Annotated in this window: 15 protein-coding genes; 7 read left to right on the top strand and 8 right to left on the bottom strand. The window is 62.1% G+C overall.

From position 1 onward, the window contains the following. Positions 1–52 precede the first annotated feature (52 nt). Entirely contained in the window at positions 53–2,068 is a 2,016-nt protein-coding gene (gene tkt / locus Q1A85_RS19100) for a transketolase (RefSeq protein ID WP_299693488.1), read from the bottom strand. A 294-nt stretch (positions 2,069–2,362) separates the two neighbouring features. Between tkt and Q1A85_RS19095 the strand changes: the two genes are divergently transcribed. Then, positions 2,363–2,848, top strand: a complete 486-nt coding sequence (locus Q1A85_RS19095; RefSeq protein ID WP_299693350.1) for a hypothetical protein — start codon at positions 2,363–2,365, stop codon at positions 2,846–2,848. Then, entirely contained in the window at positions 2,841–3,233 is a 393-nt protein-coding gene (locus tag Q1A85_RS19090; RefSeq protein WP_299693347.1) for a cell division protein ZapA, read from the top strand. The genes Q1A85_RS19095 and Q1A85_RS19090 overlap by 8 nt, the downstream gene beginning before the upstream one ends. Here Q1A85_RS19090 and Q1A85_RS19085 read toward each other — a convergent pair. After that, on the bottom strand, positions 3,230–4,762 hold the full coding sequence (locus Q1A85_RS19085; RefSeq protein WP_299693344.1) for a right-handed parallel beta-helix repeat-containing protein: 1,533 nt from the start codon (positions 4,760–4,762) through the stop codon (positions 3,230–3,232). The two genes, Q1A85_RS19090 and Q1A85_RS19085, sit on opposite strands and share 4 nt — an antisense overlap. 145 nt (positions 4,763–4,907) lie before the next feature. Beyond that, positions 4,908–5,873 carry a DUF808 domain-containing protein gene (locus Q1A85_RS19080; RefSeq protein ID WP_299693341.1) on the bottom strand — a complete coding sequence of 322 codons (966 nt, stop codon included), beginning with the start codon at positions 5,871–5,873 and terminating at the stop codon, positions 4,908–4,910. Between the two features lie 199 nt (positions 5,874–6,072). On the opposite strand from Q1A85_RS19080, the gene gap (Q1A85_RS19075) reads away from it, so the two are divergent. The 3 genes from gap (Q1A85_RS19075) to gap (Q1A85_RS19065) all read left to right on the top strand — a co-directional run bounded on the left by gap (Q1A85_RS19075) (position 6,073) and on the right by gap (Q1A85_RS19065) (position 8,414). After that, positions 6,073–7,074, top strand: coding sequence for a type I glyceraldehyde-3-phosphate dehydrogenase (gap, locus tag Q1A85_RS19075; RefSeq protein ID WP_299693338.1), 1,002 nt, complete (start codon positions 6,073–6,075; stop codon positions 7,072–7,074). Positions 7,075–7,144: 70 nt separating this feature from the next. After that, complete coding sequence (locus Q1A85_RS19070) at positions 7,145–7,288, top strand: hypothetical protein (RefSeq protein WP_299693335.1); 144 nt, start codon at positions 7,145–7,147, stop codon at positions 7,286–7,288. 121 nt (positions 7,289–7,409) lie between these two features. Continuing rightward, positions 7,410–8,414 carry a type I glyceraldehyde-3-phosphate dehydrogenase gene (gap, locus tag Q1A85_RS19065; protein WP_299693332.1) on the top strand — a complete coding sequence of 335 codons (1,005 nt, stop codon included), beginning with the start codon at positions 7,410–7,412 and terminating at the stop codon, positions 8,412–8,414. A gap of 120 nt (positions 8,415–8,534) precedes the next feature. Here gap (Q1A85_RS19065) and Q1A85_RS19060 read toward each other — a convergent pair whose 3' ends face one another. From Q1A85_RS19060 to Q1A85_RS19040, 5 genes are all read right to left on the bottom strand, one after another. After that, entirely contained in the window at positions 8,535–9,398 is an 864-nt protein-coding gene (locus tag Q1A85_RS19060; protein WP_299693329.1) for a glycosyltransferase, read from the bottom strand. Then, on the bottom strand, positions 9,395–10,624 hold the full coding sequence (locus Q1A85_RS19055) for an FAD-dependent oxidoreductase (RefSeq protein ID WP_299693326.1): 1,230 nt from the start codon (positions 10,622–10,624) through the stop codon (positions 9,395–9,397). Before Q1A85_RS19055 ends, Q1A85_RS19060 begins: the two co-directional genes overlap by 4 nt. Before the next feature lie 140 nt (positions 10,625–10,764). Next, complete coding sequence (gene coaD, locus Q1A85_RS19050; protein WP_299693323.1) at positions 10,765–11,256, bottom strand: pantetheine-phosphate adenylyltransferase; 492 nt, start codon at positions 11,254–11,256, stop codon at positions 10,765–10,767. A 65-nt stretch (positions 11,257–11,321) separates the two neighbouring features. Further along, the gene (locus tag Q1A85_RS19045) at positions 11,322–11,756 is read right to left on the bottom strand and encodes a CBS domain-containing protein (RefSeq protein ID WP_299693320.1); all 435 of its coding nucleotides are present in this window, start codon (positions 11,754–11,756) and stop codon (positions 11,322–11,324) included. A gap of 32 nt (positions 11,757–11,788) precedes the next feature. Next, on the bottom strand, positions 11,789–12,784 hold the full coding sequence (locus tag Q1A85_RS19040; RefSeq protein ID WP_299693317.1) for a LysR family transcriptional regulator: 996 nt from the start codon (positions 12,782–12,784) through the stop codon (positions 11,789–11,791). A gap of 111 nt (positions 12,785–12,895) precedes the next feature. Here Q1A85_RS19040 and Q1A85_RS19035 point away from each other — a divergent pair, with 111 nt between their 5' ends. Then, complete coding sequence (locus Q1A85_RS19035) at positions 12,896–14,395, top strand: CoA-acylating methylmalonate-semialdehyde dehydrogenase (protein ID WP_299693314.1); 1,500 nt, start codon at positions 12,896–12,898, stop codon at positions 14,393–14,395. Positions 14,396–14,397: 2 nt separating this feature from the next. Beyond that, entirely contained in the window at positions 14,398–14,817 is a 420-nt protein-coding gene (locus Q1A85_RS19030; protein WP_299693311.1) for a hypothetical protein, read from the top strand. Positions 14,818–14,866: the final 49 nt, after the last annotated feature.

Genomic DNA, 14,866 nt, shown 5'->3' with positions numbered 1-14,866 from the left:
GATTTTTCGGGGACAGAGACGGGGCGGACCGGTGGGCCGCCCCGAATTGCTGTTACAGCAGCGATTTGGCCGTTTCGGCGACCGCCTGGGCGGTGATGCCGAATTTTTCGAACAGGACATTGGCCGGAGCCGATGCGCCGAAATCGTTCATGCCGACAAATCCGGCCTTGTTTGCCTTGCCGCGCTCGCCGTTCAGCCAACGGTCCCAGCCCTGCTGCACTGCCGCTTCGACGCCGACCCGCACGGGTCCGGGTGGCAGGATGCGGCGGCGGTAGCCCTCGTCCTGCTGGGCAAAAAGCTCCATGCAGGGCATCGAGACCACGCGCGTGCCAATGCCTTGGGCCTGCAACGCCTCACGGGCGGCCAGCGCCACGGAGACTTCGGACCCGGTGGCGATGAGGATGACCTGACGTTTGCCCGTCGCTTCGGCCAAAACATAAGCCCCCTGGGCGGTCAGGTTCTTGGTCTTGTGCTCGGTCCGGACCGTTGGCAGCCCCTGACGCGTCAGCGACAACACGGACGGCGTCTGGGTGGAGGAAAACGCCAGTTCCCATGCCTCGGCGGTTTCCACGGCATCTGCCGGGCGGAACACCATCGTGTTGGGCGTGGCGCGGCTGATGGCCAGATGTTCCACGGGTTGGTGGGTCGGGCCGTCCTCGCCCAGACCGATGCTGTCATGGGTCATCACGAACACCGTGGGGATTTTCATCAGGGCGGCCAGCCGCATGGCGGGGCGCGCGTAGTCGGTGAAACACATGAACGTGCCGCCATAGGGACGGATGCCGCCATGCAGCGCCATGCCGTTCATTGCCGCTGCCATGCCGTGTTCGCGAATGCCCCAATAGACATAGCGCCCGCTGCGGTTGTTGGTGTCGAACACACCCAGATCACCCGTTTTGGTGTTGTTGGACCCTGTCAGGTCCGCCGAGCCGCCCACGGTTTCGGGCAGCACGGGATTGAGCACCTCGAGCGCCTTTTCGGAGGCGGCGCGGGTGGCCAGTTTCGGTGCGGTGTCCGTCATCTGCTTTTTGAACGCGCGCACGGTGGAGGCGAGCTTTTTGGGCACCTCGCGGGCAAAGACGCGGGTCAGTTCTTTTTGCTTGGCCCCGGACAGAGTTGCGACGCGAGCCTCCCAGTCGGCGCGTGTCCCGGCACCGCGAGACCCGATGGCCTCCCACTGGCCTTTGACGTCCGAGGGCACTTCGAAGGGGCCGTATTTCCAGCCATAGGCCTCCTTGGCCGCCTGCAATTGCGCGGCATCTGTCAGCGCGCCGTGACCTTTGGAGGTGTCCTGTGCGGCGTGGCCCAGAGCGATATGCGTTTTGCAGGCAATCATGGTGGGCTTGGATTGCTTCTTGGCCTTGGTCAGGGCCGCATCAATAGCGTCGGGGTCGTGGCCGTCAATTTCGATCACGGCCCAGCCTGCCGCCTTGAACCGGGCAGGTTGGTCGGTGGTGTCGGACAGGGTCACAGGACCGTCGATGGTGATGTTGTTGTTGTCCCACAGCACGATCAGCCTGGACAGTTGATGGCGGCCCGCCAGAGTGATCGCCTCTTGGCTCACCCCTTCCATCAGGCAGCCGTCACCTGCGATGCAATAGGTGTGGTGGTCCATCACCTTCTTGCCGAAGCGGGCACGCAGGATTTCCTCGGCCATGGCGAAACCGACGGCGTTGGAGATGCCCTGCCCCAACGGGCCTGTTGTTGTCTCGATCCCGCCGGCGTGGCCGTATTCCGGGTGACCGGCGGTGATCGCACCCCATTGGCGAAAGTTCTTGATCTGCTCCAGCGTCATATCGGCATAACCCGTCAGGTGCAGCAGCGCATAAAGCAGCATCGAGCCATGGCCCGCCGACAGGATGAACCGGTCGCGGTCGGGCCAGTTGGGGGCGGAGGCGTCGAATTTCAGGTGCTTTTCAAACAGCACGGTCGCCACGTCGGCCATGCCCATCGGCATACCGGAATGCCCGGAATTGGCGGCGGCAACAGCGTCCAGCGTCAGCGCGCGAATGGCAGCGGCCTTAGCCCAGTGATCGGGATTGGCGGTGCGCAGAGGGGTCAGATCCACGGGGTAAGCATCCTTTGACAAAAGCGTGACAATCGCGCGCTGCATATCAGTCGAGGCCCAAAGATCAAGGCGGCGTTGGGTCTGGCTCATGGGCGGGGGTCCGCGCAGTGCAGGCAGCACTTCAACGCCGTCGCTTAAACGGTTGATCGTAAAGGGGGCGCAATTTCCTCAGCGATTGGATAGACTTTGACAGGATATGCCGCGCGCCGATTCGGACAGCGCGGGCACTGTGACAATGGAAGGCGCGGGCACAGCCGAACGGCAGGCCCGAAACGTGAGGGGACAGGCAAAACCATGAGCGATATCGATGCGTTGCAAGGACGCCTCGCAGCAGCGATGGACCGCATCGCAAACGCGGCCAGCACTTTGGAAAGTGCAGGCGCAGATGACACCGCAGCCCTGCAAACGGCACTTGAGGATGAAAAGCTGGCCAATGCGCAGCTGACCGAACGGGTGCGCAAACTGTCCGAACAGCAGGAAAGCGCGCTGGCCGAGGCAAAGGCGGCCGCGCAGGCGGCCGAGGCGCGCACCGCCGCGCTTGATCTCGAACTCCAGCGGATGCGGCAGGCCAGCGACCAGTTGCGCAGTTCAAACGAGGCATTGCGCCGGGCCAACGAAGACGGCGTGGGTGAGCCCCATCTGATCAACAAGGCGATGCTGGCCGAACTGGAGGCGCTGCGGGCCGCCCGTGCCGCCGACATCGCCGAAGCGTCGAGCATCATCGGCGCGCTGACCCCGCTTCTTGATCCCGCACAGCCGGAGGATGACACCCATGCCTGAGGTCACAATCACAATCGGCGGGCGGCAGTTTGCCGTGGCGTGTCAGGACGGTGAAGAGCATTACCTGCACACTGCCGCCAAAATGCTGGACGACGAAGCGCAAGTGCTGGCCGATCAGGTCGGTCGTCTGCCCGAGGCGCGTATGTTGCTGATGGCCGGTCTGATGCTGGCGGACAAGACGGCCAGCGTCGAAGACCGCGTGCGTGCCGTTGAATCCACATTGGCCGAACGGGATGCCGAACTCGAAGGGCTGCGCAACATGGGTGCGCCCGAACCGGAGCGGATCGAGGTGCCGGTTGTCCCAGACAGCGTGACCGAAACGCTGGCCGAATTGGCCGCACGTGCCGAGGCGGTGGCCGCAGAGATCGAGGAAAAAGCGGGCTAGACCCCGGCGGGGGCGTCCGGGTCAGGCCAGTCCCCCCGCCAATGCCCCAATCCCAACGCCGCGACATCCTGCGCGCCGGGCTTCAGCCCGCCGGGCAGGTCGTGCTTATCAGCGTCGATTGACAGCGATACCGGGTCTGACAAAGGGACCGCGCTCACAGGGACCAGCGCACCATCCCACCCGCCCAATGGCTTGCTCAGATCGCGCGCGCCTTGCGCAAATACCGGCACGGCAAAGACCTGATCAACACCATGGCCCGACACATTGCCCGCCGGATAGGTGTCAAAGGTCGGATCATCCGTCACCATGCCAAACACCCGCACGCCTTCGGTCCAGTTGAATTTCGGGAAAGCTGCGCGCGGTGGCCCGGGCTGTTCGGGGTGGTCCGCTGCAAAGAGGCCCAGCATTGTGTATCCGTCATCCCACTGCGCGGTAATGGATGCCTTGGCATAGCTCGTGCGGGTCTGGACCGAATTGTACAGCGACCACAGCCCTTGGCGCGGCGATGGCGCGGCATCGCTTTTGCGCACGAATTTGAAGATCCGACCGCCCTGCCCGGCCTGCGCTTCTGCCGCCCCATTGAGAAAGCCGGGACGGTGATCGTTGAGGATCGTATTGCCGATGATAAACACGTCCCGCGAGGCCACCCGGTCGAGGGAAATGGTCGCATGTACCGCGTAGAACCGGTTGTTGAACACGCGCCAATTCTGCGCCCCCTTTTCCGGCTCGATCGCATTGTCGCGGATGAAAGAAAATGTGTTGTCATAGATCGCGACGTCGCGATTGCGGTCCATATTGGGGCCATCCCCAATGCCGCCGCGCCGCATATCCATGCGGATGGCGTTGAATGCGTGGCTGATATGACAGTCGCGGATGATCACCTTGCCCGCGATGTCAAAGCAGCCAAAGAAGGCCCCGTTGAAATAGCTGGCATCGAATGCTACACGCCCCTTTACCGGGCCGGTCTTTTGATGATTGCCTTTGATCTCGTCCCAGTCAAACTGCCCCGTCCACATCAGATGATCTGCGTCCTGCACCCATGTGCAACCCTCAAAGGTCAGGTGGTGGGTCAGATGATCCGGAGCCTGCTGTCGTGCATAGGCAAAGAACCGGCTCTTGACGCCGGTACACCTGCGCACGGTAATGTGACGGGCCGCGCGCATGTAGATCGCCGTGGGCCAGCAATTCTCAAACGCCAAACCCTCCAGCACGATGTGATCGGCGAAAAAGATGCGGATCATGGCAAAGTCATTGTCGAGCGGGGTCAATTCGCCCTGCCGCCCCGCATCGGCGCGCGCACCGCCTTCAAGGATCGCACTGCCCGGCGCTTCGGCGCGCAACGTGATGGGCGCGCCGTCCCGCCCGGACAGGGCGATGGTCACCGGCAGGTGATAGCGGCCCGGCAACAGCAAAACCGTATCGCCCGGGCGCGCCTTGTTGACTGCGGTTTGCAAATCATAGGCCCAGCCGCCACCTGTGGCGGACCGCTGGTAATGGCGCATCGACGGCGCTGCATGGATGACGGCCATGTCCCCCTCCCGCTTGTCCCGTCGCAACTTAGCAGCACATGCCGCCACGCACAGCTAAAACGGGTAGAGCGACGCAAAAGGGACGGTGGGCGGGGCGTCGTTGGGGCGCAGCCCCCAACGCGCGTCGTCCACCGGACCGCATTGCTTACTTCAAGACACCCGCGGCACTGCGCCAGACCGGCGTGATCACCCGCTCGCCCAACGGGATCAACAAAAAGCCCAATCCAAGGCCCAGAATGCCGTCGAGCCCCGCCTTGGTCAGCCATTCGGCAAAGCCGGAGTTCAGCGCAGTACCCACGGCCTTGCCCGCGCCATAGATGATGTCTTCGGGCCCGTGCCAGCCCATTTCCGCCAGCGCGTGTACGATGATGGACCCGCCGACCCACAACATCGCTGCCGTGCCCACAACCGTTAGCACCGTCATAAAATGCGGCATCACCTTGACGATGCCCCGCCCCAATGCCCGCGTCAGGCCCAGCCGCCCGCGTGCGGCCATGGCAAGGCCCACATCATCCGCCTTCACGATGATGGCCACAGCACCGTAGACCGCCACCGTAATCATCACCGCCACCGCAGCCAGAGTGGCCGCTTCGAACCAAAAATTGCTCTCCGGGATCGCGGCCAACGCAATTGTCATAATCTCTGCCGACAGGATAAAATCCGTCTTGATCGCACCTTGGGCCTTTTGCTCTTCCAGATGCGCAGGGTCCTGCACTTCTAGCTCCTTGCCCGGATAGTCGTCATGCCCGTGACCGCCAAAGCCCATCACATGCGCCACCTTCTCCGCCCCCTCAAAGCACAGATAAGCGCCCCCCAGCATCAGAAGCGGCGGTATCATCCACGGGGCAAAATTCGAAAGCGCCAGTCCGATGGGCAGCAGAAACAGCAGCTTGTTGCGGAATGACCCCTTGGCGATGCGCCAGATGATTGGCAATTCGCGGTCAGCGGAAAACCCGTGCACATATTTTGGCGTCACCGCTGCGTCATCGATCACGGCACCTGCGGCCTTGGCCCCCGCCTTGGCCGCCTGCCCGATCACATCGTCGACCGACGCGGCGGCCACCTTGGCGATTCCCGCCACATCATCCAAAAGGGCTAGCAATCCGCTCATCGCGTCCTCCGTGCGCCGTATCCCGATACGTTAGCGCATAACATGTCGCTGACCAGTGGCAAACCGTTAGCGCGAACGGCATTCAATTGTACACTTTTATCGCTAACATACTGTTTTATTGCTTTTTTCCGGCTAGGCGTGCTGCGTCGCAGCGGGTACAGAGGCGCAAGACGGATGGGCGCTGCGCAGAGGAATTGTTATGACGATCAAAGTAGGTATCAACGGATTTGGCCGCATTGGCCGCTGCACGCTCAACCACATCGCGACCTCTCTGCGCAATGACATACAGGTTGTCGCGGTCAACGCGACCGGCCCGCTGGAAACCACGGCGCATTTGCTGAAATACGACAGCGTGCATGGCCGGTTCCCGAATGAGGTCCGCATTTCCAACGACACGATGGATATTGGCCGCGGTCCGATGCGGATGATGTCCACCTATGATCTCAACGCGCTGGACTGGACGGATTGCGATGTGGTGCTCGAATGCACCGGCAAATTCAATGATGGCGAAAAAGCCAAGGCGCATCTGGACCGTGGCGCGGGCAAGGTGCTGCTGTCCGCACCGGGCAAGAATGTCGACAAGACCATCGTGTTTGGCGTCAACGACGATCTGCTGGCCGCCAATGACCGCATGATCTCGAACGGCTCCTGCACCACCAATTGCCTCGCTCCGCTGGCCAAGGCGCTGGACGACGCGTTTGGCATCGAGCGCGGCGTGATGACAACGATCCACAGCTATACCGGCGACCAGCCAACGCTGGACCGCCGCCATGATGACCTATACCGCGCGCGCGCAGCCGCCATGGCGATGATCCCCACCTCGACCGGTGCGGCCAAGGCCCTGGGCGAAGTGCTGCCGCAACTGGCGGGCAAGCTCGATGGCACCGCCATGCGGGTGCCCACGCCCAACGTCTCGGCGGTGGACCTGACCTTTGAGGCCGGGCGCGACGTGACAGTCAAAGAGGTCAACGCCGCCATGGCAGAGGCCGCCCGCGGCCCGATGGGCCGGGTCCTCGCCTATGACGACGAGCAAAAAGTGTCGGTCGATTTCAACCACACCGAACACTCTTCGATCTTTGCCCCCGATCAGACCAAGGTTGTGGGCGGGCGCATGGTGCGCGTGCTGGCATGGTACGACAACGAATGGGCGTTCTCGGTGCGCATGGCGGATGTCGCCGTGGCGATGGGCCGCCTCCGCTAAAAATTCGTCTGCCTTGCAAGACCATCCGTGGGCTGTCACAACGGCGCAGCATGTTTCCAGCAGTGGCCCCATGACCAATTCCTTGTCCATCATCCTCGGCACGTTGCTGGTCGGAGCAATCGCCTTTGACGCCATTGCAAATGGCGGTGACTCCTTGGTGTTTCTGGGCAAAAAACTCTATGAACTGATCGAGTGGCTGGCCTTCTGGCGCTGACCGCCCCCCCCTGCCTTCTGCAACGGCCCGGTTGACAAATCTGCGCACATGCCTTTGTTAGCGGTAACGGCGTGACGGGCCTTCTGGTCCCGCGCATCCTTTGCCACACATGGGGGATATCATGGACATCAAAGTCGCAATCAACGGGTTTGGCCGCATCGGCCGGAATGTCCTGCGGTCAATCGTGGAAAGCGGGCGCACCGATATCGAGGTGATCGCCATCAACGATCTGGGGCCCGTCGAGACCAACGCCCACCTTTTGCAATATGACAGCGTACATGGCCGGTTCCCCGTGAACGTTACAACGGGCGCGGACAGCATCGACGTGGGCTTTGGCCCGATCAAGGTCACGGCCGAGCGGAACCCCGCCGACCTGCCGTGGGCGGATGTGGACGTCGTGATGGAATGCACCGGCATCTTCACCTCCAAGGACGCCTGTCAGGCGCACCTTGAAAATGGCTCCAGCCGCGTGCTGATCTCGGCCCCCGGCAAGGACGCGGACAAGACCATCGTGTATGGTGTGAACCATGACGCGCTGACCGGCGATGACCTGATTGTGTCAAACGCATCTTGCACGACGAACTGCCTGACGCCGGTGGCCAAGGTGCTGCACGACAGCTTTGGCATCAATCGCGGTTTCATGACCACTGTGCACAGCTATACCGGCGACCAGCCGACGCTCGACACGATGCACAAGGATCTCTACCGCGCCCGCGCCGCAGCGATGAGCATGATCCCCACCTCAACCGGCGCGGCCAAGGCCGTGGGTCTGGTGATGCCGGAACTCAACGGCAAGCTGGACGGCGTCGCCATCCGGGTGCCAACGCCAAATGTGTCCTGCGTGGACCTCACGGTCGAGACATCGCGCGACGTGACCGCCGACGAGGTGAATGACGCAATGCGCGCCGCTGCCGCCTCTGGGCCGCTTCAGGGTGTGTTGGGCGTGACGGATGCCAAGCTGGTCAGCATGGATTTCAACCACGACCCGCATTCGTCGATCTTTGCCACCGACCAGACCAAAGTGATGGACGGCAACATGCTGCGTATCCTGAGCTGGTACGACAATGAATGGGGCTTTTCCAACCGGATGGGCGACACAGCTGTCGAGATGGGCAAGTACCTCTGACACGCGGTTTGCACCGAAAAAAGGCCGCTTTGCCCCTGAACGGTTTAACCCGCACTTGAGGCAACAGCCAACACTGTCCCCAGACGGGTCGCCGCCGTGCGGCCTGTCCGGTCTACATCGTCAGGGCAGTTGCGCGTCGTCGTAGCCCGGATGCCGGGTATAGTACCCTTCGGCCCGACCCGCGCGCCGCACCGCGTTGAGATAGAGGTTGAACCGCAGCGCGGCCAAAACCGCAGGATCCGCCACAAAATCATCCGCATAGCTGGCCATAATGTCTGCGGTTTCGATCATATCTTGCGGCTCCCGTTGCCACCCGTCCGTGAGGCTGCCCGGCCAATAGCGCTTGCGAATGTAGGCCTCGGGGTCAAAGGCAAATCGGCCAAGCAGCGAATAGGCAAAAATCCAAGCCCGTTCGGAATGGCGCAAGGAGACGGTGGGCCGGATCAGCAGCGGCGCACCGCCGTCCACCGCGCGCCGCATCACAGCCTTGAACGCGCCGTTGTAGTGCCCTTTCCAAAACAATTCGGCAGAAAAGCGCATCGGATCGTTCACCGTTTCGGGCCAGATCGTCGGTTCGTCACGTTCGGGCAATCGTGTACCGCCATCCGTCTCGGCCAGCACCCGCCCATGCGCCAGCACGACATCGGGATCGCGGCGCAGCGATTCGACCAGTCTCGCGGTGCCCTCAGCCGGAAAGGTGTCATCATGGGGCGTGATCCGAAAAAACGGCGTGTCGCATGTGGAAATCAGACGGTTGCAATTGCTTACCCAATTGCCGCCCTGATCAGACATCAGCACGCGCACGTTCTGATGCCCCGCATAGCGGTCGAGGATTTGCTGTGGCGCATCATCCAGCCCGTGCTCGTCAGAGCACAGCACCTTGCCGCCCAACGCGATATGGTCGTCGATGTTTTCAAAGACCCGCGGCAGTTGCGGCACAGAACGATAAAGCGGGATCAGGCATGTCACGTCATGCAGGTTCATCCCAACACCTCTTGCAGCGCGCGCGCCGCCTTGACACCGAACATGGGTGCGGTGCAGAATTTACCGGTCGACAGCGAAACCCAGCTGCCGTGACGTTCTACACCAATGTCGTGACGTGCGTGCAGACCGCTTTGGCGGTCGTCGATGTCGCGGTCCCCCGCCGCCATGATAAAGCCACCGCCGATGATCGTGTTGTCTGCGTATTGCGCGAGGTCCCGCACCCCGGGGATCAGGTGCGACAACCCCTCAAGGGCGTTTGCGCGGATTTGGGCGTGATCGGATGCGCGCACCAGCGCACGGGCCTCTTCGGGTGTGCCTGTCGTGGACATGGACAGTCTGCACACCGGATACCACGACACGTAGATTCGCGTGTTCCCGTACTGCACGAAATCGCCATATGGCCCGACAAGCGCGGTCGTGCTGGGCAATTGCACAGCGCCCGACGGCGGTTCGATCATCACGGTCGCCTTCCACCGCTGGGACCAGACGCCCTGTGGCGGCAACCCCACCATCGCGTCCATATGCAACCGGTCCTCCCACAGCGCGTTGATCACACCCCGCGCCGCAACATGGACCCGGTCCTCGCCTGCGTCCAGCGTGATACGGTAGCGTCCGGGGGACGTCTCTGCCACCTCCTGCACCGAATGCTGTCCCAGAAAATGGATCAGCGGGTGCGCATAGACAGCCGCTGCAACCACGTCGGAGACTTGACCGGGATCCACGGCGATTTCAGGCGTGTGCAGCGCCATTTGAACGCTGTCGTCGTAATGCGCGGCGCGAAACGCTTGCGTGGTTTGACGCACCCGTCCGAGGGACGGCAGCGCCATTTCGGACGCCAGCCGCGCGAGCGTATCATCCACTGTGTCGAAATACGTGCAGATGTCATCGCAGCGCAGCGCGGAATCCCGAGGCACGATGTAGGTAAACAGGTCAGACACAGCAAAGCGGTCGCGCGGAAACCCGGTGAGCCGCTCCAGCTCTGCCAGGAACCCCAGGGAGCCACACGCCAAAATACCGTGCGTTTCCAAGCGCTTGTCTGCGGCGTAGACGTATCCGAAATGCAGCTTGCCTTCGTTATGGCGGCTGGCGCCCATCATCGGACGTCGGGTTCGGTCGATCAGCGTAACGGGCTGGCCATTATGGGCAAGCTCCAGCGCGGCAACACATCCCGCAAGCCCGGCCCCCAGTACCACCGCATCGGTGCAGTGCGGGCTTTCACTGCGCATGGGCGATGGTCCTGATAGCGGTGCCCTGTCCAACCCGAAGAGACCGGATTGGCGACAGACGGTCGCGTACCGATGGGCAAAGACATCGCGTGCGCCACGCCCGCCCGACACTCAATCCCTGCGCCACGATGTTCGTCCGATCAGCTAAATTGCGCTTTCAGCGCGTCGTTCACCAGCGGGGTTACGAATTTGCTGACATCGCCCCCAAGGCGGGCAATTTCCTTGACCAGTTTCGATGCAATGGCCTGATGTTCCGCCTCTGCCATCAGGAACACCGTTTCGATGCTGTCATCAAGCTGGCGGTTCATGCCAACCATCTGGAATTCATACTCAAAGTCGGCCACCGCGCGCAGACCGCGGATGATCACCTGTGCGCCCACGTCGCGGGCACAATCAATAAGCAGGTTTTCAAACGGGTGTGCCACGATTTCGGTGCCGGTCTGTGCGCTCAATTTGGCGCATTCCGCCTCGATCATGGCGACGCGTTCCTCGAGCGAAAACAGCGGACCCTTGTCGCGGTTGATCGCCACGCCGATGACCAGACGGTCCACCATGGGGCTTGCGCGTCGGATAATGTCGATATGCCCCAGCGTGATCGGGTCGAAAGTACCGGGGTATAGGCCGATGCGCATGGGGCGGCTCCGTCGTTCTGTCTTGGGCGCAGTGCAGCATTAACCCCTTGCGAGTGCAAGGCGCTTTAGTGCCCCATGATCATTCCTTCGAGCGCGTCCTTTTCCATCGCCAGTTCGGTCAGGCGCGCTTTGACCACGTCGCCCAAAGTTATCAACCCGACAAGCTGCCCGTCTTGAAGCACTGGCATGTGACGGAACCGGCCTTCGGTCATCATCTGCAACACGGCATCGGCCTTGTCGTCGCGCCCACAGGTCACCAGCTTGGCCGTCATGTACTTTTCGACCGGATCGTTGAGTATGGCGCCACCGCGCTTGGCCAATTCGCGCACGATGTCCCGTTCAGACAGGATTCCATCCGCCTTTTGCCCGTCCATGGACACAACGACAGTCCCGATCCTGCGTTCTGCCAGCATTTTGGCCGCTGCGGCGATTGTGGAGCCGGGTTTTACCGTGACAACCGCATCGTCGGATTTGGATTTGAGGATCTGGTGTACCTGCATGATCTCGCCCTCCTCGGCGTGGCTTGGGTATCTCAGCGTCCGCTTGCGGGGGGTGCCCTGTCAAGCCCCGTGGAAGGACCGGCGGCTTTGTGCGGGCGGTTGCCTGCGATATCGGCACGCTCCACCCGCACCTCAAGCCGTTGCACTTCGGTGCGCAATTCCTGCACCAGCATCTGTGCAAAGCGGGTCAGCATGGGCTGGCTTTGATCGGTGCTGTGTCGGATAAGGTAATAGCTGCGCCGCAGTGAGAACATGTCCGTGAGCACGCGCTGCAGGCCCGGTTCGTCGGCCAGTGAAAAATCGTGCACAACCCCAACGCCACCCGCCTGCCGCAACATATTGAGTTGTACGGCCACCGAGTTCGAGGCCAGCGCCACACGCGCCAGCCCCGCATCCGCCAAATAGTCCAGTTCGCGGTCAAAGATCATGTCGGGGATGTAACCCACGATGCGGTGCCGTTGCAGATCGTCCAGCGTGGCAAGCGGTGGCGCGCTGTCCAGATAGTCGGCACTGGCCGCGAAATGCAGGCGGTAATCGGTGACGCGCTGCACAGCAAGCTGACCGGCTGTCGGCGCGCTCACGCCAATGGCCATGTCCGCCTCGCGCCGGGATAGGTTAAACACGCGCGGCAATGCCACGATCTGAATGTCGAGATTGGGGAACTGTGCGGCCAAACGTCCGCAGACCTGCGGCAACAGGTGATTGGCACAGCCATCGGGCGCACCGATCCGCACCTGCCCTGACACCGCGTCATCATCATCACCCTGCCCCGCCGATATCCCTTCGGTTGCGGCGCGCATCGCCGCCTCGGCCGTGCTGGCGCGCGTCAGCAACTCCTGCCCCCGGACGGTCAGAGCGTAACCTTGCGGTGATTTCACGAACAATGCGGCCCCCAAGGTCGCCTCAAGGCGGGCCACCCGGCGCCCCACTGTTGCAGGATCAAGGCGCAGATCGGCCCCGGCCTTGGACAAAGTCTGCGCGCGCGCCACCGAGAGAAAAAGGCGGATATCGTCCCAATTGAGGTCCACGGCGCGCATCCTGCATTTTTGCAAAACAATTTTGCCGAATTGTCCCTTTTGCCCGGTTTTTTGCAAGACTATACTTGGCGCAAACCATCATACGGATATCAAGAGGACGCGATGCAACAGCTGACCCATTACCTGAACGGCGCCCATGTCAACGGCACATCGGGGCGTTTCGCTGATGTGATGAACCCCGCCACGGGCGAGGTGCAGGCACAGGTGCCGCTGGCCTCTACCGCCGAGGTCGACAAGGCGGTCGAGTTGGCCGCAGCCGCGCAACCGGCATGGGCTGCGACGAACCCGCAGCGGCGGGCGCGGGTGCTGATGAAATTCGTCGACCTGCTCAACCGAGATATGGACAAACTGGCCGAGGCGCTGAGCCGTGAACATGGCAAGACGTTGCCGGATGCCAAAGGCGACGTGCAACGTGGGCTTGAGGTGGTGGAATACTGCATCGGCGCGCCGCACCTGCTAAAAGGTGAATTCACCGACAGCGCGGGCCCCGGCATCGACATGTATTCCATGCGTCAGGCCTTGGGTGTGACGGCGGGCATCACGCCGTTCAACTTTCCCGCCATGATCCCGATGTGGATGTTTGCGCCCGCCATTGCCTGCGGCAACGCCTTTATCCTCAAGCCGTCCGAACGTGACCCATCGGTGCCCCTGATGCTGAACGAACTGATGGAAGAGGCAGGCTTGCCGCCGGGCATCCTTCAGGTGGTGAACGGCGACAAAGAGGCGGTGGATGCGCTGTTGCACCATCCTGTTGTGCAGAGCATCGGCTTTGTCGGCTCCACGCCGATTGCGGAATACATCTACAGCACCGGCTGCGCGAACGGCAAACGCGTGCAATGTTTCGGCGGTGCAAAAAACCACATGATTATCATGCCGGATGCGGACATGGATCAGGCCGCCGACGCGCTGGTCGGGGCTGGATACGGTGCTGCGGGCGAACGCTGCATGGCCATTTCCGTGGCCGTCCCCGTGGGCGACGAGACCGCCGACCGGCTGATTGAAAAGCTGGTGCCGCGCATCGAAAAGCTCAAAGTCGGCCCCTACACCGCTGGCAATGACGTGGATTACGGGCCTATCGTGACGGCGGCGGCCAAAGCCAATATCGAACGGCTGGTGCAGACCGGCATCGACCAAGGCGCGGAGTTGGTCGTGGACGGGCGTAACTTCAAATTGCAGGGCTACGAGGACGGGTTCTTTGTCGGGCCGCATCTCTTTGACCGGGCAACGCCGGACATGGACATCTACCAGCAGGAAATCTTTGGCCCCGTCCTGACCACCGTACGCGCCCAGACCTACGAAGAGGCGATTGGCCTCGCCATGGACCACGAATACGGCAACGGCACCGCAATTTTCACACGCGACGGCGATACGGCCCGCGATTTTGCCAACCGGATCAACATCGGCATGGTGGGTATCAACGTGCCCATCCCCGTGCCGCTGGCCTACCATACGTTTGGCGGCTGGAAGAAGTCGGTGTTCGGCGATCTGAACCAGCATGGCCCGGACGCGTTTAAATTCTATACGCGCACGAAGACCGTGACAGCCCGCTGGCCTTCGGGCATCAAGGAAGGCGGAGAATTTTCGATCCCCGTCATGGAGTAACATTGCCTCTCAATTTTCGCATACTTCCCGAACGCGGCCTTGTCGTGGTTCGGTACAGCGGGTTCGCGACCATCGACGACACGCTGTCGGCGTCGGCTGCGTATGTGGCCGACCCGCATTATGCACCGGGGCAAAAGCAACTGGTCGATATGACCGCGCTGACCGGCTACGAAAAGGACTATGTCCGCTTTATGGAAATGCAGGCAGGCAAGGCCGAACGGTTCAGCAACGCAGGCATTCAATCGCTGGTCGTCTATATCGCGCCCTCCCCCGTCAGCCGCGAGGTGGCCGGGCTGTTCCTGCGTTCGTGGGACGATGTGGATGCCGTGGTCCCAATGATACAGCGGACCGAGGCCGAGGCGCTTGGTCTGCTGGGCCAACCCGAACGGTCGCTGGACGACCTTTTCGCCGCCGCAGAGTAACCCCCACCCGGCCCGCAAAGGCGCACCCCCCCCCGCGCACGGCTCAGCG

Source organism: uncultured Tateyamaria sp. (assembly GCF_947503385.1).
Classification (GTDB): domain Bacteria; phylum Pseudomonadota; class Alphaproteobacteria; order Rhodobacterales; family Rhodobacteraceae; genus Tateyamaria.
Note: the sequence above shows the minus strand (reverse complement) of the source record. Positions and strands in the feature narration are given on the sequence as shown.